The sequence below is a fragment of the Ruegeria sp. SAZD011 genome (assembly GCF_059612545.1).
Genome location: NZ_JBXWQU010000041.1, coordinates 275,887 through 299,281, shown reverse-complemented (window position 1 = coordinate 299,281; position 23,395 = coordinate 275,887). Strand labels below are relative to the sequence as shown.

Sequence of the window (23,395 nt, the reverse complement as noted above, 5' to 3'; positions counted from 1 at the left end):
CGCCATGCGGAACCTCACTATCACCAATCTGGCCGTTGAAGAGATCCGGCCAAACCCGCGCAACCCGCGCACACACTCTGCAAAGCAGGTCCGGCAGATCGCTGCCAGCATCAGGGAATTCGGGTTCACAAACCCGATCCTGATCGACGAAGCCGATCAGATCATCGCCGGACACGGACGCCTCGAAGCCGCCAGGTCAGTCGGCCTTCGCGAGGTGCCCTGCATTTGCCTTGCCGGGCTGACACCGGCACAGAAAAAGGCCCTTGTCATCGCCGACAACAAGCTGGCCCTCAACGCAGGCTGGGACATCGAGATCCTGCAGGAGCAGATGCTTGAGCTGATCGACGATGGCTTCGAACTCGAGATCACCGGTTTCGAGATCCCCGAGGTGAACCTCATCCTGCAGAACAGCTGGGACGCGGCTGAGCCCGATCCGCAGGACGAGAATATCCCCGCCGTCTCGACGGATGCGCCCGCCGTGGCTCGCGAAGGCGACCTATGGCTGCTCGGCAGGCATCGATTGCTCTGCGGTGATGCCCTCGATCGAGACAGCTATTGTCAGCTTCTCGGAGATGAGAGAGCCGCAATGGTCTTTGCCGACCCGCCTTACAACGTGCCGATCGATGGTCACGTTTGCGGGTCAGGAAGAATCCGTCACCGGGAATTTGCGATGGCATCTGGCGAAATGTCGGAAGAGGCCTTCACCGCCTTCCTTAAGACCGTCGCGGAAAGGCTGGTGGAATACAGTGCCGACGGATCGATGCATTTCCTTTGCAAGGACTGGCGGCACCTCCACGAGCTCCTGACCGCCTGTCGCGGCACCTACACCGAGTTCAAGAACCTCTGCGTCTGGGTCAAGGACAACGGTGGCATGGGATCGCTCTACCGGTCGCAGCACGAGCTGGTGGCCGTGTTCAAGTCGGGCACGGCTCCCCACGTCAACAACGTCGAGCTCGGCCGTCATGGGCGTTACCGGACCAACGTCTGGTCGTATCCCGGCGTGAACAGCTTTGGTAAAGGCCGCATGTTCGATCTCGAGGCGCACCCGACGGTAAAGCCCGTGGCCATGATAGCGGATGCCATGATGGATTGCTCGAAGACGGGCCAGATTGTCCTCGATCCGTTTGCCGGTTCCGGCACCATCTTCCTGGCCGCAGAGCGGGCTGGCAGGCGCGGCGCCGGGATGGAGATCGATCCGCATTACGTCGATGTCGCGATCCGAAGATTTGAACAGGAAACAGGTGTGGCGGCCACGTTGGCGGCAACCGGCGATCCGTTCGGCGTCGTGAAAGGCATTCGCGGTGCGGAGGAAGAAGCATGAGCAAGAAGTCCAAAAGAGCCGATGCAGATTACGAGGTCGGCTTCGGCAAGCCTCCGAAGGCAAGGCAATTCAAGAAGGGGGAGTCCGGAAATCCGAGGGGTAGGCCGCCGAAGTCCAAGAACATGAACACGCTGCTAGACGAGGAACTCGACAGGTTGATCACCCTGCGTGACGGCAATGGCGTGAGACAAATTTCGACACGCGAGGCGATCGTCAAGCAGATGATCCAGGGCGCCCTTAAAGGCGACCTGCGCCAATTGCAGTTCCTGTTCCGGCATCTTGAGGGCCGCAATGACCCGGAGCCGTTTCGCGTCACCGCTGAGGATGAGGCCGAGCTTACGGCAAAGCTCGCCGGGATGATGAAGGGAGGCGCCGATGAAGATCAGTCGGTCTGACCTCGTTCTACGCCTCTATCGCTCCGACTTCGGCGCCTTCAATCGGTTCGCTTTTCACGAGCTGCACACGGGCCGAACGCTGTACGACAACTGGCACATCAGCCTCATGGCCGATCGTCTTGAGCGCTGCGCGAGGGGCGAGATTCGGCGGCTAATCATCAACGTCCCACCACGCAGCTTGAAGTCGTTGACTGCGAGCGTCGCGTTTCCGGTCTGGGTTCTCGGTCGAGATCCAACAAGGAAAATCATGGCAATAGCCGGCACTCGGTCTCTGGTCAGTGATCTTGGCGAGAGCACCGACAGGCTGCTGCGCTCGACCAGGCTGCGTGCCGTCTTTCCGCATCTCAGGCCCGGCCCGAAGCCAGGAGCCATCGTTCTGCCAGAGGGCGGACGGCGCATGCCGGTGCTGTCACAGGCCAGCCAGATCGGGCGCGGTGCTGATATTGTCATCATCGACGATCCGATGCCGCCCGCCATCGCAAACGACGATACTGCGCGTGTGGCGGTCAACCGCTGGTTCGATGAAGAAGTCATCCAGCGGCTCAACGACAAGGCATCAGGCGTCGTCATCGTCGTCATGCAACGGCTGCATCCGGACGATCTGACAGGCCACCTGCTGTCGGGACCCGACCGTTGGGAGCATTTGTCCCTTCCGGCAATCGCGCTGCAGGACGAATGCTGGACGCTCCCGGATGGACGCGTCATCAATCGCCGACGCGGCGAACCTCTCGCGCCCGATATGGAAAACCGGGATCAGTTGCGCCAGCGCCTTAAGGCGGTCGGGGCAAGGGTATTCTCGGGACAGTACCTGCAGGATCCACGGGTTTACTCTTCGCCTGACGAGCAACGCAGCGGTGCCTTCTTCGTCGACTCCGGCCACGGTTATCCGCAGCTCGTCTTCACGCCGGTGCCCGAGGCGAACTACATGCAGCACGAGGTCTTCGGCGATCAGGATGTCTTCGCGCCGCCTCGCGCGCGACCGCTGACCCCGGACGAACAGGCCGCATTCGAAAAGCACCAGATGGCGGAGCTGCGGGAACAGGCAGACTGGTTCCAGCGCGAGTTCATTGAAAACCCCTCGTCACATGGTCCCCTTACATTGCCGCCCGGCGTGTTCACGGCAGCCGAGATCGACGCGGAACAGGTGGACGTCTGATCTTGCTTGGCCTGTAGCCGCCCTGCTGATCCTACATTTTACCTCTGGGCGCGATCGCAGACCGCCATCACGCTTGGAATTCGGACTGGACTACTGGGCTGAACGGAGCGGCACTGTCCCTGCGCCCGGACGGATCACCGGGCTCTCCTCGGTACAAGGACTGGCACGATGCCGGACCGTAAACAGAGGAGACAAGACATGGCCAAGGCAAACCAATCAAAGATCGACAAGGTGCGTTCGATACTCGCCCGCCCCCAGGGCGCGCGGATGGACGCGATCTGCAAGGCGACCGGCTGGCAGCCGCACTCCGCCCGAGCCGCGCTCAGCGGCCTGCGCAAGGCCGGCTACACGATCGAGCGGGAGGCAGCCGGTGATGGGAAGGGCGGAAGCTCGATCTACCGGATCACTGCGGCGCCCGAGACCGCCGAATGATCCAGATCGACGACCTCGAAACCATGGGCCGGGCCGCGCTTCTCGCGGCCTGGTCGGACCTCTTCGGGTTTCCAGCACCCAAAGGGATCAGCCGGACTTTCCTGCGGCGGTTCATCGCCTACGAACTCCAAGTGCAAGAGCGCGGCGGCCTTCCCAAGCATGTGGTAAGGGCGCTCACGCGGCCATCGAGCGACGTCAAGCCGAAGATGCCCTCACCGGCCCTCAAGTCAGGCGGACGTCTGCTGCGTGAATGGAACGGGGTGACCCATGTCGTCGATGTCACCGATGGCGGTTTCGTCTGGAAGGGACAGACGTGGCGGTCGCTCTCGGTCATCGCGCGAGAGATCACCGGAGCGCAATGGTCCGGTCCCCGGTTCTTCGGCCTGAACGGCAAGGCCCGGTCATGACCAAGTCCATGGTCCGCTGCGCAATCTATACGCGAAAGTCCTCCGAAGAGGGTCTCGACCAGGACTTCAACTCGCTCGACGCTCAGCACGAAGCCTGCGTCGCCTACATCGCGAGCCAGCGCCACGAAGGGTGGAAGATGCTGCCGGCCCGCTATGACGATGGCGGCCTCTCGGGCGGCACATTGGAGCGCCCGGCGTTGCAGCGCCTTCTCGCCGATATAGATGCCGGCCGGATCGACATGGTCGTTGTCTACAAGATCGACCGGCTGACGCGCTCGCTCGCAGACTTCGCCAGGCTGGTGGATCGGCTCGAGGCGGCCAGCTGCTCCTTCGTCTCGGTCACGCAGGCCTTCAATACGTCCTCGTCCATGGGCCGCCTCACGCTCAATGTGCTGCTCTCCTTCGCTCAGTTCGAGCGCGAGGTCACTGCCGAGCGGATCCGGGACAAGATCGCGGCGTCGAAGAAGAAGGGGCTCTGGATGGGCGGGCTGGCCCCGCTTGGCTATGACCCGCATCCCGACCCCAACCGGCGTGAACTCGTCGTCAACGAAACCGAGGCCGAGACGGTGCGCAGGCTGTTCGGGTTCTACCTCGAACATGGCTGCCTGAACGCGACGGCCGAGGCCGTTCGAAAGGCCGGCCTCCGGTCGAAGCGACGGGTCTTTGCCAGTGGCCGCCGGCAGGGCGGCGCTGTGTTCAGCCGCGGGCAGATCTATCGGATTCTGACCAATCCGGTTTATCGCGGCCTCATCCGGCACAGGGACAAGGTCTGGCCAGGCCCACATAAGGCCATCATCGGCGACGAGCTTTGGGATCGGGTACAGGCCAGGCTGCAATCCGCCAGCGCGCGCCGACGTGGAGCACGCACCTTCGTCGGATCAAAGGCCGGTGTCGGTCTTTCCGCGCCGCTGATCGGCAAGTTCCGGGACGAGACGGGCGATCCGCTCACGCCGACGCACACGAAACGCCATGATCGGCGACTTCGCTATTACGTCTCCAACCGTCTCGTGACCGGCACGACCGATGCCTCGGGATGGCGCCTTCCGGCGCCTGCATTCGAGCAGGCCGTCGCATCGGCGATCGCAGACCACCTCGAGGAACTGGCCGGGAGGCACGCCATCCTCCGGGATGTCAGCGCCAAGGAATCGATCGCGGCGACCAGCAAAGCTATGGACCTCGCGGCGTCCCTTCGAGAGGGCGGCGTGTCGATCATATCCGCCGCCATCGCCTCGGGCGAGGTAAGCTCTGGGGCCCTGCGCATCCGCTTCGACCAGAGTTCATTGGCCCATGTTCTTGGACTGACGCCCGGGGATATCGATCTCGCAGTTCTGGATCTGGAGTCGCCGTTCACGTGCCGACGGCGCGGCGTCGAGATGAAGATTGTCGCCGGCGAGAGACAGCCGACGCCAGATCCGGTCCTTCTCCGCGCTCTTCGCAATGCGCATCGCTGGGCAGCGATGCTGAAGAGCGGCGTCGCGCTCAGAAATATTGCCCAACGAGAAGGCTTCTCCGAGAGCTATGTCGCTCGGATCCTCCCGCTGGCGACACTCTCGCCGCGGATCCAGGAAGCGATCGTCACCGGGACCCAACCGCTCGAGTTGACCCTCGAGACGCTGGTGCGGACCCGACTGCCCCTCGATTGGGCCAGCCAGGAGAAGCGCTTCAAACTTGCCGCATGAACGGTTTCCCTGTTCGCCGCACGGGATTCCCTGATCTTTCGAAACAGTTCCCTGTTCGGCCTCGAAAATTCCCTGTTAACTCGCGCAGGGAAATACCATTCAAGTATCTGAAAATAATATAAAATTTAGCCAAAAAATCGCTGACGACTACCTCGATTCCGCGAATTTCCCTGTAAACTGCCTGTTATCAGGGAAATCCTGGAAGACCTCACCGGCCAAACTGGGCAACAGAGACCGCGCACCGAAACCGGTATGGATCAGCCCTCACGGTGCGTCTCAGGCAGGTGCGCGCAGCCGCAAGTCCCCTTAGTGTCGAGGAAATTCCGTGCAATCTTGCTATGGGCTGGTGAGACGGGGGTCGGTGGCGGACAGTGAGGGATTCGAACCCTCGAGACGGTTCCCCGCCTACACACTTTCCAGGCGTGCGCCTTCGACCACTCGGCCAACTGTCCGTGACGGCGTATTTCGACCATCGGGCCGGGATTTGCAAGGGGCTTTTTCCCTTTGCCTCTACCCGTCCAGATGCAGATAGACGCGGCGGTTTTGGCGGCCCTTCTTTTCGATCTTGCCCAGCCGGATCGTCCCGATCTCTCCGGTGCGGGCCACGTGGGTCCCGCCACAAGGTTGCAGATCGACCTGATCCTCCCCCTGCCCGATCCGCACCAACCGCACCCGGCCGCTGCCGCGCGGCGGCGAGACCGACATGGTCTTGACCAGCGCCGGGTTGGCGTCCAGTTCCGCATCGGTGATCCAATCCTCGGTCACCGGCAGATCGCGGTCGATCAGCGCCTGAAGCGCCTGTTCCAGCGCGCCCTTGTCCTCGGGCGCCTCGGGCATGTTGAAGTCGAGCCGACCTTTCCCGGCCGCGATGGCCCCGCCTGAAACCTCAAGCGGAATGACCACGGACAAAAGATGCAACGCGGTATGAACCCGCATATGGGCGTGGCGGCGGTCCCAGTCGAGATGCTGCGATACCTCGGCCCCGACAGGCGGCGGCATGGCGCCCTCGGCCGGGATCAGCGCGATGGCGCCCTCACCCGCCTTGATCGCCGTTTCGACCGCCATCTCACCCCCTTCCCAGCGGATCCACCCGCTGTCACCGGGCTGGCCGCCGCCGGTTGCGTAGAACACCGAACGGTCGAGGATCAGACCGCCCTCTTCGGTCAGGCCCGTTACCCTCGCCGGGGCCTCGCGCCGATAGGCATCCTGCATGAACAGGGGTTCAGTAGTCATCTCCGGTGCCTCCATCCATGTCGGTCTCGGTCAGCATGGCAGGCGGGGTCTCGGTGCCCGGCTCCACCGCCGCCTGTGTTGCCGCAGCGGCCCCGCTCAGCGCCTCGGGATTGCGCAGCCAGATGTCACGCTGGGCAAAGGGTATCTCGATCCCCTCTTCGACGAACCGTCGGTTGATCTCGTGGTTCATGTCGGACTTCACCGACAATGCCCAGTTCACGTCGCGCAAGATCGCCCGAATCTCGAAATCGAGCGAATCCGCACCAAAGCGCTGGAACACCACGCTGGGAGCAGGATTGGCCAGTACCATCGGATGCGCCTCGGCAATCTCGCGCAGGATCGTCTCGACCTTGCGGGTGTCGGTGCCATAGGCGACGCCAACCGGTACGATCACGCGGCCCACCGTATTGCCGCGGGTATAGTTGGTGACGCTGCCGCTGATCAGGTCCGAGTTCGGGATGATCACATCGGTCCGGTCAAAGGTTTCGATCCGGGTCGAGCGGACCGAGATGTCGCGCACATAGCCCATTTTCCCGTTCACATCGATCCAGTCACCCTTGGAGATCGGCCGTTCGATCAGCAGGATGATGCCAGAGACGAAATTCGACACGATGGTCTGAAGCCCGAAACCGATCCCGACCGACAGCGCACCGGCGACAATCGCCAGAGAGGACAGATCGAAGCCCGCCGTGGTGATCGCCAGAAGCGCGGCCAGAAAGATGCCCAGATACCCGGTCCCGGCCACGATGGCGTTCTGGCCACCCGGATCAAGCCGCGTCTTGGGCAGTAAAGAGTTGCGCAACCCCCCCTGCAACAGCCGGGTGACGGTGTAACCGATGGCAAAGACCAGCGCGAAGGTCAGGAAATTCGACGGAGAAATGACCACGCCACCGATATCGAACCCCATCATGATGCGCGACCAGATCTCGGTCAGCTCTGCCTCGCGCGCACCCCAATAAAGCGCCAGCAGCGGCAACGCCAGGATCGCCAGCAGAAAACCGAGGATCACGGAAAAGAGCGAATCTCCCGCCTCGTCGCCCTTGCGGGTCAGCCATCCATAGACATTGGTCAGAAACCGCTGGACGATCACCAGCACCGCAATCAGCGCCAATGTCTTGACTGCCGGGTAGACCAGCGCCTCGGCGGCATTGTTGTAGCCCAGCATCGCCAGCACAGGCGACGCGATGCCCAGCAGGTAAAGCGCGCGCCGTAGGAACTCGATCAGGCGGCTGAATCCCGCACCGCCACGCGCGGCCTCTGTGCCGTCCACCGTGCCGCCCTTGACCTGCCCCTGCGCACGCACCCGCTGAAGCCTGAGCAGCAGAAGCGCGGTCATCACGATTATCGGGAAACCGGTCACCGCGCGCGTGGCCTCGGGTATGTTCTCTAGCCGCTCGAACAGCACGATCAGGTCGTGCAGCACCAGCATCACGGCCAGAAGATCGACACACAGGCGCGTTACCTGCACTTGCGACTGGCTGAGATAGCGAAAGCCCGTACTGGCATTGAACAGATAGACCTGTCGGCCGATCCAGTTGAAATACAGGATCACCGCCGCCCAATAGGGCACTTGCTCCAGAATCAGCGCTCCGCGCAAGCCGGTGATGTCCATCATCTCAAGCGACTGGACCAGGAACATGACACCGATCCAGGGGATCAGGATCCTGAGCAGCGACACCACGAAGGACCAGACCCCGGTTCCGACGCCGCCCAGCGAGCGCAGGAAATCACCCGCCCTTTCCGACCACCTGCGCCCGCGGGCGAGGAAAACCAGCCCCACGACGCTCAAGAGCAAGATGCCGGGACCATTGCTTTTCAGCCGTTCGCGCACCACGTCCGAGCGCATGTTGAACGCGACCTCGTTGGCCAGCGCCGTCATCGCCTGTTTGATGTCCTTCCACGCGTCCGGCCAATATTCGGGATTGAGCGGCGACGGCCCGCGTTTGAGCAGTTCCTTGGTGTCGCGCGCGCGCACGATGCGGTCGATCTCGTTGATCAGGCCATTGGCACGGCTATAGGCCTCTTCCGAGATGATGCGCGGCACGGTCAGCTTGGCGAGTTGGTCGTTCAGATGGGTGCGCAGCCGAGCGATGTCCTCGGCCTCGCTCTCGCCGTCACCGGGTTTGGGCCCCAGCGCCGCGATCTGTGCCTCGAGCGTCTTGATCCGGTCCGAATTCTCGCCTCGAACCCGGTTAAAGGTATCCCGGTAAGATCTTACCTCGGCACGCAATTGCTCGAACGCGGCCTGCGACGCACGGTTGAGTTTGATAACCTCCTCCGCGCGCTCGGCCGTACGTACCCACCGGTCGTAGTAGGCGCGGCTCTCGTCGGTCAACTGGGCCGAGAGCGCGGTCGCCGTCAACAGCAGCAACGCGGTGAGCAGATACCGCAGCGCCCGGCCCATCGTCATGTCAGACGTCCTCGAACACGCCAGGGATCGAACTGGGCGCGCGGGTCATCCAGTCGGGCACGGGCAGGTTTTTCTCACGCAGGAAATCCGGGTTGAACAGCTTGGACTGGTAACGGGTTCCATAGTCGCACAGCATGGTGACGATAGTATGCCCCGGCCCCATCTCGCGCGCCATGCGCACCGCGCCGGCGATATTGATCGCGGTCGAGCCGCCCATGACCAGCCCTTCCTGGCGCAGCAGGTCAAAGATATAGGGCAGCGCCTCGGCATCGGGCACCTGATAGGCGAAATCGGGTTTGAACCCTTCGAGGTTCCGGGTGATCCGCACCTGACCGATGCCTTCGGCGATCGAGCCGCCCTCCATCGCCAGTTCACCGGTGGTGTAATAGCTGTAAAGTCCCGCCCCCATCGGGTCGGCCAGCGCGATCTTGACCCCCTTGGGTTGCAACGCCTCGGCCACGCCCGCAAGCGTACCGCCCGAGCCCACCGCCGCGACAAACCCGTCGACCTTGCCGTCGGTCTGTTCCCAGATTTCGGGACCGGTGGTTTCCACATGCGCCTGCCGGTTGGCAATATTGTCGAACTGGTTGGCCCAGATGGCGCCATTGGGTTCGGTCTTGGCCAGTTCGCGCGCCAGTCGCTCGGAATAACGCACGAAGTTGTTGGGATTGCGATAGGGCGCGGCGGGCACCTGCACCAGTTCGGCCCCCGCAAGGCGCAGCATGTCCTTTTTTTCCTCGGACTGGGTCTCGGGGATCACGATGACGGTCTTGAACCCCATCGAGGCACCAACCAGCGCCAGGCCGATTCCGGTGTTTCCGGCGGTGCCCTCGACAATCGTGCCGCCCGGCTGCAATTCACCGCGCGCGATGGCGTCGCGGATGATGTAGAGCGCGGCGCGATCCTTGACCGACTGGCCCGGATTCATGAATTCGGCCTTGCCGTAGATCTCGCACCCGGTCTCTTCGCTGACCCGGCGCAGCCGGATCAGCGGGGTATGTCCAACGGCCTCGGCCAGATCGCGTGCAATGCGCATGTCGCCCTCACAAACTTGTCCTGTTGCACCCGATGTAGCCCTGCGCGCCCCCGACCTCAAGCGAGGAACGGCGCGCGGGCGCGATCAGCCACGCAGTCGGTCGCGATGCCGGGCCAGCCAGTTGGCCACCGCCACCAGGCCAAGATCCTTGATCCGCTGGGTGTCGATCAGCTCCATCAGCGCGTCAAAGGTCAGGATATGGGTGCGGATATCCTCGCCCTCGCTCTCCAGCCCGCCACTGTCGGTTACCTCGGAAATATCGGCCAAAGCGACGAAGAGATGGGCGAATTGCGTCGACGACCCGCATGAGGAATAGGCCCTGCCCGCCGGTTCCAGACGATGCGCGGTCAAATGCGCCTCTTCCAGCAACTCACGCTCGGCCGCCTGTTCCGGGGTTTCGCCCGGGTCGATCATGCCGGCAACCGCCTCCAGCATCCACGGGGCGGGATCACCGATCATGTAGACCGGCACGCGGAACTGTTCGACCAGCAGAACCCGGTCGCGCAGCGGATCATAAGGCAACACGATGGCCACCTGCCCGGTGACCAGCGCGCCACGGTTCAGCAACTCGCTCATCGTGCCATCGTTACGGCGAAAGCGCAGATCCAGTTCGTCCAGGCCAAAATAGTTCACATAGGCCCGTTCATGGCGCTCGACCACGACGTCGCGTGCAAGATCGCGGTCAGGGTCGGCCGGGCGCGCCGCCGCCGCCAGCCGCGCCGCCGCGCGCAGCCGGATCGCCGGAAAACTGCGAGAGATCTGCTCCGGGGTCAGGCGGCCATGGAAATCCATCACCTCGGCCGCCGCATGCAGGCTGAGCGGCCCCCATTGCGCGATCCAGTCTTCCAGCTGCCACGGTGTGTCAGGCGTCCAGAGCCCCTGTTGCGGAAAGAAGACCTGCGCGCTGGCATGGGACCCGTCCGCAAGCGTGATCTCGACATGGCGCAGGTCGTAGTCGAAACCGCCCTCGTAGAAATTCAGCCGGTCCAGCTGCAGCGGTGTCAGGCCCCGCACGAACAGCCCTTCGGCCTGCGCCCCCGGCCTTGCCTGTATCATCGGAAAGGGCTGATCCTGCACGCCGAATACCGCGTGATCGGCCAGGCTGGCCGCCATGATATCCGGCAGGGGATCGGCCTCTCCCAGAACAAGTTTCAGCAGCGGCGCGTGGCGCAGCGTGCCATAAAAGAACAAATCACTCACGGGATGTCTCTATCCTTCGATGAAAATGAAGTCAGCGCCACCGTTTCCAGGCAATATCGGTGGCCAGGCCGGACAAGACCGCCCCAATCAACAGAGTTATCAAAATATGCGGCACCAGCAGGGCGGTTCCGAATTCGACCCCCTCTTCGAAAATTGCCAGTACCGCGTCGAACGGGCCGTCATAGCGATTGCGCATGGCCAACCGGAACATTTCATAAGCGCCGTGCACAAGCAGACCCCAGAACAGCAGCGCCCCAACCCCGGTCAGCCCGTTGTTGATGCCGCCGACAAAGCCGCGCCCGGCGCGCGGCCCCATTACGATCCAGCCGCACAGCACGCCCAACCCGGAATTGACCCAGTTGAAATAGCCGAAATCGGTTCCCTCGGGCAGTTGCGGCTTGACCTGTTCGGACACGACAAATGCCAGCAGGGCCAGGCAAAGGGCGGCGACTAGGCGAGCGGCTGTAGGCATGGGAGATCGGTCTCAGCTGTGGTTCGGACGTGCCACCGTCATCTGTGTCACATCGCAGGTGCCGGTGTCAAAGGCCGCTCCACAGGACGTGAGGTAGAAATTCCACATCCGCCGGAACCGGTCGTCAAAGCCGAGTTCCGCCACCTGATCCCATTTGTCGTTGAAGGTCTCGTACCAGCGTCTGAGCGTCAGGTCATAACTTTTGCCGAACTCCTTGGATTGCACGAAATCCAGCCCCGCCCTCGCCACCTGCTCGCGCAGGATACGCGGTGCTGGCAGCATGCCGCCGGGAAAGATGTATTTCTGGATGAAATCGACGCCGTTTCGGTAGATCTCCCACCGCCGGTCGGCCACGGTGATTATCTGCAACGTCGCCCGCTTGCCCGGCTTCAAACGCGCGCGCACCGCGTCGAAATAGACCGGCCAATATTTCTCACCCACGGCCTCGAACATCTCGATCGAGGCAATCCCGTCATAGCTGCCACGCTCGTCGCGGTAATCCTGCAACTTGAACTCTACCTGTTCGGAAAGTCCTGCTTTTTCAATACGCTCGCGCGCAAATTTGATCTGCTCCTGACTGATCGTCAGGCCGGTCACCCGCATCCCGCGCTCACGTGCGGCATATTCGGCGAAGCCGCCCCAGCCACAGCCGATTTCAAGGATGTGATCACCTGGCTGCGCGCCCATCTCGTCCAGCAGGCTGGCATATTTTGCCTCCTGCGCCTTTTCCAGACTTTCCTGCCCGGTCTCGAACAGGGCGCTGGAATAGGTCATCGTCTCGTCCAGCCAGAGCCCGTAGAACTCATTGCCCAGATCATAGTGGTACGAGATGTTCTTCTTGGCCTGTTTGCGATGGTTGCGTTGCAGCCAGAACCGAAGGCGCTCATAGGCGCGGGCCAGGAACTGGCCGGTAAACCCGTCATAGACGGTCTCGTTGCCCTGATGCACCAGATCCATGAAGGCGCGCAGGTCCGGCGTGCTCCATTCCTGCTCCAGATAGGCGTCGGAAAAGCCCAGTTCACCCTCGCGGATCAGCCGGGCAAAGACATCGGTATCGTGGATATCGACCCGGGCCACCGGACCGGGTTCGGCCCCCTCGGACCGGAACACCCGCCCATCCGGCAAGGCAATGTCGAGCCGACCAGCCTCCATACTGGCAAGCATCTGCATTACCTGAGGAAAATATCTGGGCAGGCCCTGCTGCCCCTCTGTTGACGTCAGGATCATCCGCCCCTCCCCGTTGCGGTTCGATCGACAGGTTAGGACGCGATGCCGACTCAGGCAAGTTTTCCGTCAGCCTCCCGCTGAAAGGCGTCGGAATAGGTCGCAAGTGCCCGTTTTCTCCCCATATTCAGTGTCACCACCGGCGCCGGATAGGCCGCATCGGGCCGCAGCCCCCAATGCATGGGCACCGCGTCGAAATAGGCAAGCGCGGTCTTGGGCGGGTGCGTCTGCCCCTCGGCGATCCAGCGCTTGCGATAGCAGCCATCGGCATCGAACTTCTTTCCTTGAGTCTCGGGGTTGAAGATGCGGAAATAGGGCGCGGCATCCGGCCCGCAGCCCGCCACCCATTGCCAGCCCATCGCATTGGCCGCCGGATCCCAGTCGGTCAGGCAATCGGCAAACCAGTCCATCCCCAGTTTCCAGTGTATCATCAGATGCTTGGTCAGGTAACTTGCGGCGATCATCCGGGCGCGGTTGTGCATGCGCCCGGTCACATACATCTCGCGCATGGCGGCATCGACCAGCGGTATACCGGTGCGCCCGCGCGTCCAGGCGACAAAGCCGGGATCGGTTCGCTCGGTACTCCACGGAAACGCGTCCCAGCCCGGACGCCAGTTGTCGCTCAGCAGATGCGGTGTGTGATACATCAGGTTATAGGCAAAATCGCGCCAGACCAGTTGCTTCATCCAGGTCTCGGCCCCGGCGGCGCCCTGCCGTGCTGCCTCGGTCGCGCGATGCCAAAGGGTGCGCGGCCCGATCTCGCCAAGGCTGAGCGCATCCGACAGGGTCGAGGTGCCCTCACCAGCGGGAAGGTCGCGACATTTGGCATAGCCGCCGATCCCTGTTTCGACGAACCGGTCCAGACGCTCCAGCGCCGCCGCCTCTCCAGGCGCCTGATGCGCCGCGACCACCGCCGCGCCCCGGCGCATCGGCGCATCCAGCCGCCAGTCGGACAGCGCATCGGATCCCGGCCATGACGCTGGCGCCCGCAGGCGCGCGGGCGCCGCATCGGGCACGGCAACCTCGCGCTGGCTGACCGCCCGCCAGAATGGTGTGTAAACCTTGTAATAACCGCCGGTGCCGGTCTCTACCGTCCAGGGTTCGAACAGCAGCGCGCCGCCAAACGAGCGTGCCTCGATCCCCGCCTGTTTCAGCGCCGCCTTGACCGCGCTGTCACGGGTGATGGCCTGGGGGGTATAGTCGCGGGTCCACCAGACAGACCCCGCGCCGGTCTCGGCAATCAGCGCCTGCAAGACCTCCAGCGCCGGGCCGCGCCGCAGGATCAGCCGGCTGCCGATCTCGCCCAGCGTGGCACCAAACCGTTCCAGCCCCAGGCCCAGCCGGAACGCAGGTGCCGCTCCCAGTTCCGACACCGTCTGGTCATGGATGAACACCGCAATCACCGGGCGCCCGCTGGCTGCGGCGGCGGTCAGGCCGGGATGATCGGCAAGGCGCAGATCGCGCCGCAGCCAGTACAGGATCGGTCGGGTATCGGTCACGCAAATCTCCGTCTCATCAAAGGTGTTACGAGACGAAGGCGTTCCCGGATCACAACACCCGGTCGAGCGCCTCGATCAGCTGCGCGATCTCGTCCTTGCTGGTGTAATGGGTAAAGCTGAGCCGCAGCACACCCTGCGCCGGATCGACCCCCATCGCCCCCAATGGGCGCACCGCATAGAAATCGCCGCCCCCCGCCATGATGCCGTATTGCGCCAGGTCCGCCGCCACCGGCTCCGCCGGGCGGTTCAGCGCCAGCGCCACGGTCGGTGCCCGCCTCTCGGCCCGGTCCGGGCCAAGCAGGCGCACCGAATTGCGCGCCGACACCGCATCGAGCAGCGGTTGCAGCAGCGCCACCTCATGCGCACGCATCAGGTCATGCACCGCCGCCCCACGCGCCGCAGCATCGGTCTCGGCAACCCCGTGATGGGCCGCCAGCTGGTCGATATAATCGGCCATGCCCGCACAGGCCGCCACCTGCGCGTGATCGGGTCCTGCGGGGGTGAACCGTTTGTACAATACCCCGGCGTTGAAATAATGCCCCTGATTGGGCAACAGCTCGCCCAACGGGCGGCGGATCACCATCAGTCCCTGATGCGGGCCATAGGTCTTGTAGGCCGAGAACAGATAGATATCGGGCCCCAGCTCTCCGACATTGGGAAAACCATGCGGTGCATAGGACACCCCGTCGACACAGACAAAGGCCCCGGCGGCATGGGCGATGGCGGTGATCTCGGTCACCGGGTTGATCTCGCCCACCACGTTGGAGCAATGGGGGAAACAGACCAGCCGCACGGTCTCGTCCAGCAGATCCTCCAGATCCTCGGGGTTGAGATGGCCGGTTTCCGGGTCGATCTGCCATTCGCGCACCTCGATCCCCGCCTCGGCCAGCCGCCGCCAGGGGCCGGAATTGGCCTCGTGATCCTGATTGGTGACGATGATCGCCTCGCCCGGCTGCATCCATTGCCGGAACGCCTGCGCCAGAACATAGGTGTTCTGGGTGGTCGAGGGGCCAAAGCTCAATTCGTCAGTTTCGACCCCCAGGATCGCGGCCATGCGCGTGCGTGCCTCTTCCATCTCGGCACCACCCAGCCGGCTTGCCTCGTAGGGCGCATAGGGCTGTACCTTGCGCTGGGTATAGAACCGGGTCAGCCGGTCGATCACCGGCTGACAGGTATAGGACCCGCCCGCGTTTTCGAAAAACGCCTGACCGTTCAGCGACGGCTCGGCAAATGCGGGAAACTGCTTGCGGACAAAGTCGATATCCAGCGCCATCTTGACCCTCTTTTCTGCTGGCAAATGGATGCCTTCCGATTGGGGCGGGGTCAAGCCACTCCGCTGATGACAGGATTTGTCAACACGCCGGGTGATATAGCCCTCATCGCAAACAATGAGGTAAGACGATGAGCTACAAACCCGCGCATTTCCTGGTCTGGGGCGAACTGCCCGTGACCGACATGGAGCGCAGCCTGGCGTTCTATCAGACCGTCACCGGCGCCGAACTGACGATCGACACCAGCGGCCCGAACCCGATGGCCGTGTTCAAACCCGCCAATACCGAAACCGGCGTGGCCCTGCATCTTTATCCCGGAAAACCCGCGGGTGACGGGCGCGGCCCGACCCTGCACCTTGCGGCCCAGGGTGCGCTGGAACAGACCATGGCCCGCGTGACCGAAGCCGGTGGCGAGGTGCTCTCGCCCGCCATCCCGCTCCCGGCCGGGCGGTTCTTTTACGCCAAGGACCTCGACGGCAATTCGGTGGGCTTCTTCGAAACCGCCGCTGCCTGACAAGGAGAGGCCCCCGGAAATGTCTCCGGGGGCCTCATGTCATTCATACCGGATCAGGCGTTGACGTCGACGACCACGCGCCCCTTGACCTGCCCCTTGAGGATATCGGCCCCCAGCTGAGGCAGATCGGACAGGGTGGCGGGCTGGATCATCGCCTCCAGCTTGTCCATCGGCAGATCGCGGGCGATCCGCTCCCAGGCCCGAACCCGGTTGTCATAAGGCTGCATGACCGAGTCGATGCCCAACAGGTTGACCCCGCGCAACAGGAACGGGATCACCGTGGCAGGCAGGCCCGCGCCCCCGGCCAGACCGACCGAAGCAACCGAGGCGCCGTATTTCATCTGGCCCAGCACCCGCGCCAGCATGGCACCGCCGACCGCGTCGACACAGCCCGCCCATGTCTCGGATTCCAGCGGGCGTTTCACGGTCTCGTTGATCTCTTCACGCGCCACGATCTGGGTGGCACCCAGCGATTTCAGGTAATCGGCGGTCTCGGGCCGCCCGGTGACCCCGGCCACCTCATAGCCGAGATGAGCCAGGATCGCAGTCGCGACAGAGCCGACACCGCCCGCGGCGCCGGTCACCAGAACCGGCCCGTGACCCGGTGTCAGGCCGTGATCCTCCAGCGCCATCACCGCCAGCATCGCGGTGAAACCGGCGGTGCCCACGGCCATCGCCCGACGGGTATCCAGCCCCTCGGGCAGCGGCACCAGCCAGTCGGCGCGCACATTGGCCTTCTGGCTGTAACCGCCCCAATGGGCCTCACCAACACGCCAGCCGGTCAGCACCACCTTGTCACCGGGCTGATAGCGCGCATCGGACGAGGCTTCGACCGTACCGGCAAAATCGATCCCCGGCACATGCGGATACTTGCGCACCAGACCGCCCCCCGGCCCGATGCACAGACCGTCCTTGTAGTTGACCGTGGAATATTCCACCGCCACTGTCACCTCGCCTTCGGGCAAATCCGCCAGCGACAATTGCTTGACTGCGGCCTGTGTCTTGCCGCTCTCTTCGTCCTTGTCGACCACCAAAGCATTGAACATCTGATCACTTCCTTCCCAGAGGAGCTTTCCTCTTGCCAAAAATATCCCGGGGGAGCCGCGGCCTGCCGCGGCGGGGGCAGCGCCCCCTTCTAACGCCAGAACCCCTCGCGCACCGTAACCGGCCGCATGCCGTCGGGTGTCTCCACCTCCATCGTGCTGCCGGGCGCCCAGTGGCTGCGATCCACCATGCCGATCGCGACATTCACGCCGAATTCAGGGGAATGAATCGCAGACCCCACCTGCCCCACCCGGCGACCATCGGCCAGTAGCGGCCAGGCATCCTGACAGGGCGGAATATCGCCACCGATCACCAGCGCCCGGATCTGGCGTGCCGGTCCATTCTTGGCCTGTTCGGCCAGAGCGGCCTTGCCGATATAGTCCTCGGGCGAGTTGCAGAACTTGCCCAGGCCGCATTCATAGGGCGTATTCTCGCGGGTCATGTCGTTGCCATAGCTCAACAGCCCGCTTTCGACACGTTCGATGTTGTTGGGGCAACCCGCGCGCACGTTCAGGTCCTCGCCCGCCGCGAACAGCGCGTTCCAGAGCGGCATGCCCAGTTCCGACCCCTCTACATAGATCTCGAAGCCGCCCTGTTTCGACCAGCCAGAGCGCGCCACCACCAGCTCGACCCCCTGAAAGGCCAGCCGTTTGTAGCGGAAAAAGCGGATATCGCGCACCGCATCGCCAAAGACCCGCGCCATCAGATCGTCCGCCTTGGGCCCCTGGACGGCCAGCGGCGACACATCGGGCTCCTCGATCTCGACATCAAAGCCGCGGGCGATGGCGATCCCCAGCGCAAATTGCAGCAGATCTCCGTCAGCCAGCGACAGCCAGTAATGATCGACGGCCAGTTTCACCGCCACCGGGTCGTTCAGCATGCCGCCGCGATGATCGACCGTCGGCACGTAATAGCACTGATCATCGGCCATCCGATCCATGTCACGCGGGCTGATCAGCTTCATCAGCCGCAGCGCATCGGGTCCCTTGATGCTGACCTGCCGTTCGCAGGCCACATCCCAAACCTGCACATGCTGCTTCAGATGCGCGCAGTCCGCTTGCAGACTCTCGAACACCGTGGGCAGCAGCATGTGATTATAGACGGTATAACCTTTGACACCAGCCGCCTCGACACCAGACGAAAAGGGAGTGCGCCGGACCCGACGGGACGGGAAAATGCTTGCCATGCTCAGACCTCCAGATGAGCGTTCATGGACGTGGGCCAAACAAGAGCGCATGTCGTGGCGCAGCGGTGATCTGCCGGTTCGCCCTCGCCGCGGAACTCGATTCCGGCTCTTGCCCTCGACCGACTCACGTCCTAGGGTCTAAATGTCAGACTTTTAAATGTCAGACAAATGATTTCTTGTCGGCGCCGCGCCGGCTTTCTCGAGTTTCAGGGCCCTGAACATGCGGATAGACCCCAACAGCGCCACCGATCTTCCGGTTCAGATCGCCCAGGCGATCAAGGATGCGATCGTCTCGGGCGCGTTGATCGTGGACGAGCGCCTGCCATCCGAGGCGGAACTGGCCGAACAGTTCCAGGTGTCTCGTCCTACGGTGCGCGAGGCACTCAAACGACTGGCGGCGCAATCGCTGATCCGGACCCAGCGCGGCGCCTTTGGCGGCGCTTTCGTGAACCGGCTGAGTTTCGAGGATGCGCAGGCGCAGCAGATCACCACCTTGACCCTGCTTCTGTCGATGAACGCGGTCAGTTTCGACACCGCCTGCGAGGCGCGGTTCGCGCTGGAGCGCGCCTGTGCGCCCCTGGCTGTCGAACGGCGCGGCGACACGCATCTGGCCGCGATGCGGGCCGAGATTCGGCGGCAAGGCGCACCCGAGCTCAGCGACGAGGCGTTCTGTGCTTCGGACGTGGCCTTTCACCGTGCGCTGGTCGATGCGGCCGCCAATCCGGTGCTATCCTATCACCTGGCCGGCGCGGTCGAGGCGATGCAGCCGCTGATGAACATGATCACCTTTACTGCCCGTTCGCGCGGAACCATCGTGGCGTTGCACGCACGGATCGCCGAGGCGATCGACGCACGGGATGCGGCGCAGGCCGACACCGCGCTGGCAGAGCTGATGCACTATACGATGTCGCTCAAGGATGATGTCATGGCGGCCCGCGCGGCGGCGCGGTCTTAACCGCGCATTTACCCTTGCCGGGCAAGTTCGGGGCATGTTCGCCTCAACCAGCCCATTCTCCCCCGAAATCTGGCTCCGGGATGTCTTTGACTGCAAGGCCGTCACCCATGGTCAGGTGATCCGCCGCAAGACCCGCGATATCGAACGATATGTCGGTATGAAACGGTTCCTGGAAGAAGTCCGCCAGCGTGGTTTTCAGGCGGTGCAGAACCGCGAACAGGTCATCATCTTCTGCAACAGCGCCCCGATCCGCCGCCTTGTCTGAGCCGTTTTCCGGCGCGGAAAACGGGCGGAAATCCTGCGAGGATTTCCGGACGCGCCCCGCCAGCCTGTTTTCCTTGCAGGAAAACAGGCCGACATCCTCGCAGGATGTCGGTTGCCGTTGCAACCGCTGCTGGAGCGACTATATTCAAGCCGTTCCCTCGGGAACTATGGACATAAACGCGCTCGTAATAAGCGGATCGGACCCGGGGGCGGTACCCGGCGGCTCCACCAGATACCCTCGTTGGGGGACCTTGGGGCCGAAACAGGATCGACGGACGTCTAAAGGGGTTAGCTTTGTCTCGGCGGGGTACCACCGTTATCGGTCCGTAAAGCATAATTGCCAACGACAATCGTGCTCCGGTCGCTCTGGCTGCGTAAGCAGTCCGAAACACCGAAATCTAAGCCCTTGCGCCTAGCAGCGTAAGGCGGGGTTCGCAGGTACCTGGCAACAGAAACCTGCACTTTCTCTCAATAAGTATGTTTTTAATGACCGTTTCATCGACGCCATTCAGCATTCGTTCACCAATCGGGCCCATTGTGAAGACAGCGACGATGGAGGCTCAGATGAACAAGTCCGAGTTGTTGAAGGAATGGTATGCCCGGGTTTGGGAACAAGGCGATGTCGATGCGATCGATGATTTCTTTGCCGGCGACACGATGGCCGAGGGTCTGATCCCCGAGATGCAGGTGGGCGCCGACGATTTCCGCGAATTCGTTTCGGCCTTTCGCTATCACCTGGGCAATATCCGGGTGGACATCCCCAAGACGATCGAAAACGGCGACTGGCTGTCGGCGATCCTGCATGTGCATACCTCGCGCGCCGACAATGGCGCCCCGATCGAGGTCACGGGTCAGGTGATGGCCCGTTACAAGGACGGCAAGATCGTCGAGGCATACAACCAGTTCGACCTGATCTCGCTGTTCGAACAGTTGGGGCAGATGCCGGCCGATACCCTGCCCATCTGCATGACGGGCCAGCGGCTGGAATGGGCGTGACCGCGCCGCGGCATTGACGCCCCGCCCTCCGACGCGATAGCGAGAGGCCGCAGCGCTGCAAGCTCCCGATCCGGGTTGCTCCGCACTCTGCACTTGGCGGGATGGCGAAGGGGGCGCTGGCATGACGGCATCTGACGCGCAAGGCGGAGAGGCCGCGACATCCGGGATGCGCCCGCCGCCTTCGCTTGCCCAGTTGACCCGTGTCTTTGGCCGCATCGGCCTGCTCTCCTTTGGCGGACCGGCGGCGCAGATCGCTCTGATGCATCGCGAACTGGTCGGGGCCCGCGCCTGGCTGGACGAGCAGACCTTTCTGCGCGCATTGTCGCTCTGCATGCTGCTGCCCGGCCCCGAAGCCATGCAACTGGCCACCTATGCCGGCTGGCGTCTGCGCGGGGTGACGGGCGGCCTGCTGGCGGGAGCGTTGTTTGTGCTGCCCGGCGCGCTGGTGATCGCCGCGCTGGTGGCGGTCTATGTGCAGATCGGCACCGTGCCTGTGGTGCAGGCCGGGTTTCTGGGCGTCAAGGCGGCAGTCATCGTCATCGTCATCGAAGCCTTGCGCAAACTGGCGGCGCGGGCGCTGACCTCACAGGCGGCATGGATCCTCGCAGGGCTCGCCTTCTCGGCGATCTTCGCCTTGTCGCTGCCGTTTCCACTGATCGTCGCCGCAGCGGCGCTCTGGGGTTTTCTTGGGACCAAGCCGGGCGTCGCCGGCAAATCCGTCCTGCCGCCTCCGCCCTTCCGCATCGCCGCGACCTTGCTGGCGCTCTGGCTTGTCCCGCTTGTTCTGTTGGACCTCTCGGGTCCGCCGCTGCTGGCCGATATCGGCTGGTTCATGGCCCGGCTCGCCGTGGTAACCTTTGGCGGCGCCTATGCCGTACTGGCCTACATGACACAGACTGTGGTCGACCAATACCACTGGATCACCACCGCCCAGATGATCGACGCGCTTGGGCTGGCCGAAACCACCCCTGGCCCGCTGATCCTCGTCACCCAGTTCGTGGCCATGCTGAGCGCCCATCTGGCCGGCGGTCCGGCACTGGCTGTCGCCGCGGGTCTGGTTGCACTCTGGGCGACCTTTGTCCCTTGTTTCCTCTGGATTTTCACCGCCGCGCCCTACCTTGACCATATCGCCGGACGTCCCCGCCCCGCGGCTGCGCTGGCCGCGATAACTGCGGCTGTGGTTGGCGTTATCCTGAACCTGTCGCTCTGGTTCGCCTTGCATGTCCTGTTCACCGAGATCTCGGAGCTGCGCGCAGGACCGGTCGCTCTGCCCCTGCCGGACTGGACCAGCCTGGACCCGCTGGCCCTGTCGCTGGTGGCCCTGGCTGCGGTCTGGATGATCCCGCTGCGCAGAGGTATGGGCGAGACCGTGCTGCTGCTGGCGCTGGCCGGCGCTGGCAGCCATTTCCTCTGACGCGCCCTAACTGCGAAATGCGCCCGGGATCTCTTTTGTTTCCAGCCGAATCCCCTATGCTGAGCTTCAAGACGGAATGGGGACACTACATGTCGCGAGACATCGACTACGGCAACCTGATGCACACCGCGATGCGCGGCCTGATCAAGACGGTTCTGGCGGATGTGGCACAGCATGGCCTGCCGGGCGCGCATCACTTCTTCATCACATTCGATACCCGGTACGAGGGGGTTCAGCTGGCAGACTGGCTGGCCGATCGCTATCCGGGCGAAATGACCATCGTGATGCAGCATTGGTACGAGAATCTCGACGTGGGCGAGGACGGGTTCGCCATCACGCTCAATTTCGGCGACTCGCCGGAACCCCTCTACATCCCCTATGACGCGATTCGCACCTTTGTCGATCCGTCGGTGGAATTCGGCCTGCGTTTCGAAAGCCCGGATTTCGACGAGGATGACGACGACGATATCGAGGTCGAGGAAGAACCCGACGCGCCCAAACCCGATGCCGAGGTGGTGTCGCTGGACAGTTTCCGCAAACCCTGATCCGCGATCGCATCCCAAACGCCCGCCATCCTTGCAAGAATGCGGCAGGCGTTGCGAAACCGGGCTATTGTTTCTGCAAGAATGTCTCGACCGACTTGGCTGGGCGACCGTTCTTGACGCGCGAGAAATTCAGGATCAGCCCGCCCTCGGCAAGGGTTCGGTCGAATTGCTGCATCTCGTATCCGCCGTCATCGGCGACAAACAGCGAGAACACCGTCAGCGTATCGCCCGCGATGCGGCCCCAGACATAGGGCTCTCCCTTCATCGGGTCGAGTTGCACGGTGTGGCCGAACACATTGCGCCGCATCGCGGCGGCATAGACTCCATCGCGGGTGCTGGGCAGGAAATCGACCGAATAGTCGCTTTCCTTGATACGACCGTCCGGTTTCTGGATGGTGGTTGACCAGCTGACGGTGAACCCGTCCTTGGTTTCCTCGATCATCACGTCCATATCGCGCATTTCGGTCGTGCCATCGGCGCGCTGAAGCTCGGCACTGCCCTGATAGGTGCCGACAAAGCGGGCCGCCTCTCCGGCAAAGGCGTCGGGAACCAGAAGCAGCGACACCAGCAATGCCAGCGCCAGAACCGGACGTGTCAGGGCGGACAGAGAGATGGCAGGCATCGGACGCTCCTTTGTACTGGGGTTTCACGAACATATTACAGGCCGCGCGCGGCGGAACAATGAACGAGTTCACCTCCCTCTCGGATTTGATCGCCGCCGCGCTATACCTTGCCCGCGTCA

At 63.2% G+C, this 23,395-nt stretch carries 23 protein-coding genes, 1 tRNA gene and 1 other RNA gene; 13 read left to right on the top strand and 12 right to left on the bottom strand.

Translation table 11 applies throughout. From position 1 onward, the window contains the following. Positions 1–4: 4 nt before the first annotated feature. From AC2FLM_RS22035 to AC2FLM_RS22010, 6 genes are all read left to right on the top strand, one after another. A complete protein-coding gene (locus AC2FLM_RS22035; RefSeq protein ID WP_496859959.1) occupies positions 5–1,321 on the top strand; it encodes a site-specific DNA-methyltransferase in 1,317 nt (438 codons plus the stop codon). Further along, positions 1,318–1,716 carry a DUF5681 domain-containing protein gene (locus AC2FLM_RS22030; protein WP_496859958.1) on the top strand — a complete coding sequence of 133 codons (399 nt, stop codon included), beginning with the start codon at positions 1,318–1,320 and terminating at the stop codon, positions 1,714–1,716. Before AC2FLM_RS22035 ends, AC2FLM_RS22030 begins: the two co-directional genes overlap by 4 nt. Then, positions 1,697–2,872 (top strand): hypothetical protein, encoded by a 1,176-nt coding sequence (locus AC2FLM_RS22025; protein ID WP_496859957.1) that lies wholly within the window; start codon positions 1,697–1,699, stop codon positions 2,870–2,872. The genes AC2FLM_RS22030 and AC2FLM_RS22025 overlap by 20 nt, the downstream gene beginning before the upstream one ends. A gap of 198 nt (positions 2,873–3,070) precedes the next feature. Next, a complete protein-coding gene (locus tag AC2FLM_RS22020; RefSeq protein ID WP_228687306.1) occupies positions 3,071–3,304 on the top strand; it encodes a DUF3489 domain-containing protein in 234 nt (77 codons plus the stop codon). Continuing rightward, entirely contained in the window at positions 3,301–3,711 is a 411-nt protein-coding gene (locus tag AC2FLM_RS22015; protein ID WP_496859956.1) for a DUF2924 domain-containing protein, read from the top strand. Before AC2FLM_RS22020 ends, AC2FLM_RS22015 begins: the two co-directional genes overlap by 4 nt. After that, positions 3,708–5,390, top strand: coding sequence for a recombinase family protein (locus tag AC2FLM_RS22010; protein ID WP_496859955.1), 1,683 nt, complete (start codon positions 3,708–3,710; stop codon positions 5,388–5,390). Before AC2FLM_RS22015 ends, AC2FLM_RS22010 begins: the two co-directional genes overlap by 4 nt. A 362-nt stretch (positions 5,391–5,752) precedes the next feature. Here AC2FLM_RS22010 and AC2FLM_RS22005 read toward each other — a convergent pair. The 9 genes from AC2FLM_RS22005 to AC2FLM_RS21965 all read right to left on the bottom strand — a co-directional run bounded on the left by AC2FLM_RS22005 (position 5,753) and on the right by AC2FLM_RS21965 (position 15,737). Then, a tRNA-Ser gene (locus AC2FLM_RS22005) sits at positions 5,753–5,842 on the bottom strand. A 58-nt stretch (positions 5,843–5,900) separates the two neighbouring features. After that, positions 5,901–6,623 carry an alanyl-tRNA editing protein gene (locus AC2FLM_RS22000; RefSeq protein WP_496859954.1) on the bottom strand — a complete coding sequence of 241 codons (723 nt, stop codon included), beginning with the start codon at positions 6,621–6,623 and terminating at the stop codon, positions 5,901–5,903. Beyond that, positions 6,613–9,027: a DUF3772 domain-containing protein gene (locus AC2FLM_RS21995; RefSeq protein ID WP_496859977.1), complete on the bottom strand. Its 2,415-nt coding sequence runs from the start codon at positions 9,025–9,027 to the stop codon at positions 6,613–6,615. The genes AC2FLM_RS22000 and AC2FLM_RS21995 overlap by 11 nt, the downstream gene beginning before the upstream one ends. Positions 9,028–9,034: 7 nt before the next feature. Next, complete coding sequence (locus AC2FLM_RS21990) at positions 9,035–10,069, bottom strand: cysteine synthase A (protein WP_234136613.1); 1,035 nt, start codon at positions 10,067–10,069, stop codon at positions 9,035–9,037. An 84-nt stretch (positions 10,070–10,153) separates the two neighbouring features. After that, positions 10,154–11,269 carry an NUDIX domain-containing protein gene (locus tag AC2FLM_RS21985; protein ID WP_496859953.1) on the bottom strand — a complete coding sequence of 372 codons (1,116 nt, stop codon included), beginning with the start codon at positions 11,267–11,269 and terminating at the stop codon, positions 10,154–10,156. A gap of 31 nt (positions 11,270–11,300) precedes the next feature. Then, positions 11,301–11,741, bottom strand: a complete 441-nt coding sequence (locus AC2FLM_RS21980) for a TrgA family protein (RefSeq protein ID WP_496859952.1) — start codon at positions 11,739–11,741, stop codon at positions 11,301–11,303. Between the two features lie 12 nt (positions 11,742–11,753). Next, a complete protein-coding gene (locus AC2FLM_RS21975) occupies positions 11,754–12,968 on the bottom strand; it encodes a class I SAM-dependent methyltransferase (RefSeq protein ID WP_496859951.1) in 1,215 nt (404 codons plus the stop codon). 50 nt (positions 12,969–13,018) lie between these two features. Continuing rightward, complete coding sequence (locus AC2FLM_RS21970; protein ID WP_496859950.1) at positions 13,019–14,464, bottom strand: cryptochrome/photolyase family protein; 1,446 nt, start codon at positions 14,462–14,464, stop codon at positions 13,019–13,021. 49 nt (positions 14,465–14,513) lie between these two features. Further along, complete coding sequence (locus AC2FLM_RS21965; protein ID WP_496859949.1) at positions 14,514–15,737, bottom strand: aminotransferase class V-fold PLP-dependent enzyme; 1,224 nt, start codon at positions 15,735–15,737, stop codon at positions 14,514–14,516. Between the two features lie 128 nt (positions 15,738–15,865). On the opposite strand from AC2FLM_RS21965, the gene AC2FLM_RS21960 reads away from it, so the two are divergent. Further along, on the top strand, positions 15,866–16,249 hold the full coding sequence (locus AC2FLM_RS21960) for a VOC family protein (protein ID WP_234183412.1): 384 nt from the start codon (positions 15,866–15,868) through the stop codon (positions 16,247–16,249). A 53-nt stretch (positions 16,250–16,302) separates the two neighbouring features. Here AC2FLM_RS21960 and acuI read toward each other — a convergent pair whose 3' ends face one another. Further along, complete coding sequence (gene acuI, locus AC2FLM_RS21955; RefSeq protein WP_234136606.1) at positions 16,303–17,295, bottom strand: acryloyl-CoA reductase; 993 nt, start codon at positions 17,293–17,295, stop codon at positions 16,303–16,305. Between the two features lie 89 nt (positions 17,296–17,384). Beyond that, positions 17,385–18,479: a dimethylsulfoniopropionate demethylase gene (locus AC2FLM_RS21950; protein WP_496859948.1), complete on the bottom strand. Its 1,095-nt coding sequence runs from the start codon at positions 18,477–18,479 to the stop codon at positions 17,385–17,387. A 220-nt stretch (positions 18,480–18,699) separates the two neighbouring features. Here AC2FLM_RS21950 and AC2FLM_RS21945 point away from each other — a divergent pair, with 220 nt between their 5' ends. The 6 genes from AC2FLM_RS21945 (at position 18,700) to AC2FLM_RS21920 (ending at position 22,653) form a co-directional block, all read left to right on the top strand. Further along, positions 18,700–19,434 (top strand): FadR/GntR family transcriptional regulator, encoded by a 735-nt coding sequence (locus tag AC2FLM_RS21945; RefSeq protein ID WP_496859947.1) that lies wholly within the window; start codon positions 18,700–18,702, stop codon positions 19,432–19,434. A gap of 34 nt (positions 19,435–19,468) precedes the next feature. Beyond that, positions 19,469–19,699, top strand: coding sequence for an aspartate aminotransferase (locus tag AC2FLM_RS21940; RefSeq protein WP_234136603.1), 231 nt, complete (start codon positions 19,469–19,471; stop codon positions 19,697–19,699). Positions 19,700–19,812: 113 nt separating this feature from the next. Next, positions 19,813–20,161, top strand: a transfer-messenger RNA (tmRNA) gene (ssrA, locus tag AC2FLM_RS21935). A 101-nt stretch (positions 20,162–20,262) separates the two neighbouring features. Further along, positions 20,263–20,694 carry an ester cyclase gene (locus AC2FLM_RS21930; protein ID WP_496859946.1) on the top strand — a complete coding sequence of 144 codons (432 nt, stop codon included), beginning with the start codon at positions 20,263–20,265 and terminating at the stop codon, positions 20,692–20,694. Between the two features lie 121 nt (positions 20,695–20,815). Beyond that, complete coding sequence (gene chrA / locus AC2FLM_RS21925; RefSeq protein WP_496859945.1) at positions 20,816–22,108, top strand: chromate efflux transporter; 1,293 nt, start codon at positions 20,816–20,818, stop codon at positions 22,106–22,108. Positions 22,109–22,197: 89 nt separating this feature from the next. Beyond that, positions 22,198–22,653, top strand: coding sequence for an SspB family protein (locus tag AC2FLM_RS21920; RefSeq protein WP_234218128.1), 456 nt, complete (start codon positions 22,198–22,200; stop codon positions 22,651–22,653). Positions 22,654–22,717: 64 nt separating this feature from the next. Here AC2FLM_RS21920 and AC2FLM_RS21915 read toward each other — a convergent pair whose 3' ends face one another. Continuing rightward, a complete protein-coding gene (locus AC2FLM_RS21915; protein ID WP_234144069.1) occupies positions 22,718–23,275 on the bottom strand; it encodes a hypothetical protein in 558 nt (185 codons plus the stop codon). Positions 23,276–23,395: the final 120 nt, after the last annotated feature.

Excerpts from the sequence above, each read along its gene's own strand:
- AC2FLM_RS22035 (WP_496859959.1), top strand. The coding sequence starts at position 5 with ATGCGGAACCTCACTATCACCAATCTGGCCGTTGAAGAGATCCGGCCA.
- AC2FLM_RS22030 (WP_496859958.1), top strand. The coding sequence starts at position 1,318 with ATGAGCAAGAAGTCCAAAAGAGCCGATGCAGATTACGAGGTCGGCTTC.
- AC2FLM_RS22025 (WP_496859957.1), top strand. The coding sequence starts at position 1,697 with ATGAAGATCAGTCGGTCTGACCTCGTTCTACGCCTCTATCGCTCCGAC.
- AC2FLM_RS22020 (WP_228687306.1), top strand. The coding sequence starts at position 3,071 with ATGGCCAAGGCAAACCAATCAAAGATCGACAAGGTGCGTTCGATACTC.
- AC2FLM_RS22015 (WP_496859956.1), top strand. The coding sequence starts at position 3,301 with ATGATCCAGATCGACGACCTCGAAACCATGGGCCGGGCCGCGCTTCTC.
- AC2FLM_RS22010 (WP_496859955.1), top strand. The coding sequence starts at position 3,708 with ATGACCAAGTCCATGGTCCGCTGCGCAATCTATACGCGAAAGTCCTCC.
- AC2FLM_RS22000 (WP_496859954.1), bottom strand. The coding sequence starts at position 6,623 with ATGACTACTGAACCCCTGTTCATGCAGGATGCCTATCGGCGCGAGGCC.
- AC2FLM_RS21995 (WP_496859977.1), bottom strand. The coding sequence starts at position 9,027 with ATGGGCCGGGCGCTGCGGTATCTGCTCACCGCGTTGCTGCTGTTGACG.
- AC2FLM_RS21990 (WP_234136613.1), bottom strand. The coding sequence starts at position 10,069 with ATGCGCATTGCACGCGATCTGGCCGAGGCCGTTGGACATACCCCGCTG.
- AC2FLM_RS21980 (WP_496859952.1), bottom strand. The coding sequence starts at position 11,741 with ATGCCTACAGCCGCTCGCCTAGTCGCCGCCCTTTGCCTGGCCCTGCTG.
- AC2FLM_RS21975 (WP_496859951.1), bottom strand. The coding sequence starts at position 12,968 with ATGATCCTGACGTCAACAGAGGGGCAGCAGGGCCTGCCCAGATATTTT.
- AC2FLM_RS21965 (WP_496859949.1), bottom strand. The coding sequence starts at position 15,737 with ATGGCGCTGGATATCGACTTTGTCCGCAAGCAGTTTCCCGCATTTGCC.
- AC2FLM_RS21960 (WP_234183412.1), top strand. The coding sequence starts at position 15,866 with ATGAGCTACAAACCCGCGCATTTCCTGGTCTGGGGCGAACTGCCCGTG.
- acuI (WP_234136606.1), bottom strand. The coding sequence starts at position 17,295 with ATGTTCAATGCTTTGGTGGTCGACAAGGACGAAGAGAGCGGCAAGACA.
- AC2FLM_RS21950 (WP_496859948.1), bottom strand. The coding sequence starts at position 18,479 with ATGGCAAGCATTTTCCCGTCCCGTCGGGTCCGGCGCACTCCCTTTTCG.
- AC2FLM_RS21945 (WP_496859947.1), top strand. The coding sequence starts at position 18,700 with ATGCGGATAGACCCCAACAGCGCCACCGATCTTCCGGTTCAGATCGCC.
- AC2FLM_RS21940 (WP_234136603.1), top strand. The coding sequence starts at position 19,469 with ATGTTCGCCTCAACCAGCCCATTCTCCCCCGAAATCTGGCTCCGGGAT.
- AC2FLM_RS21930 (WP_496859946.1), top strand. The coding sequence starts at position 20,263 with ATGAACAAGTCCGAGTTGTTGAAGGAATGGTATGCCCGGGTTTGGGAA.
- chrA (WP_496859945.1), top strand. The coding sequence starts at position 20,816 with ATGACGGCATCTGACGCGCAAGGCGGAGAGGCCGCGACATCCGGGATG.
- AC2FLM_RS21920 (WP_234218128.1), top strand. The coding sequence starts at position 22,198 with ATGTCGCGAGACATCGACTACGGCAACCTGATGCACACCGCGATGCGC.
- AC2FLM_RS21915 (WP_234144069.1), bottom strand. The coding sequence starts at position 23,275 with ATGCCTGCCATCTCTCTGTCCGCCCTGACACGTCCGGTTCTGGCGCTG.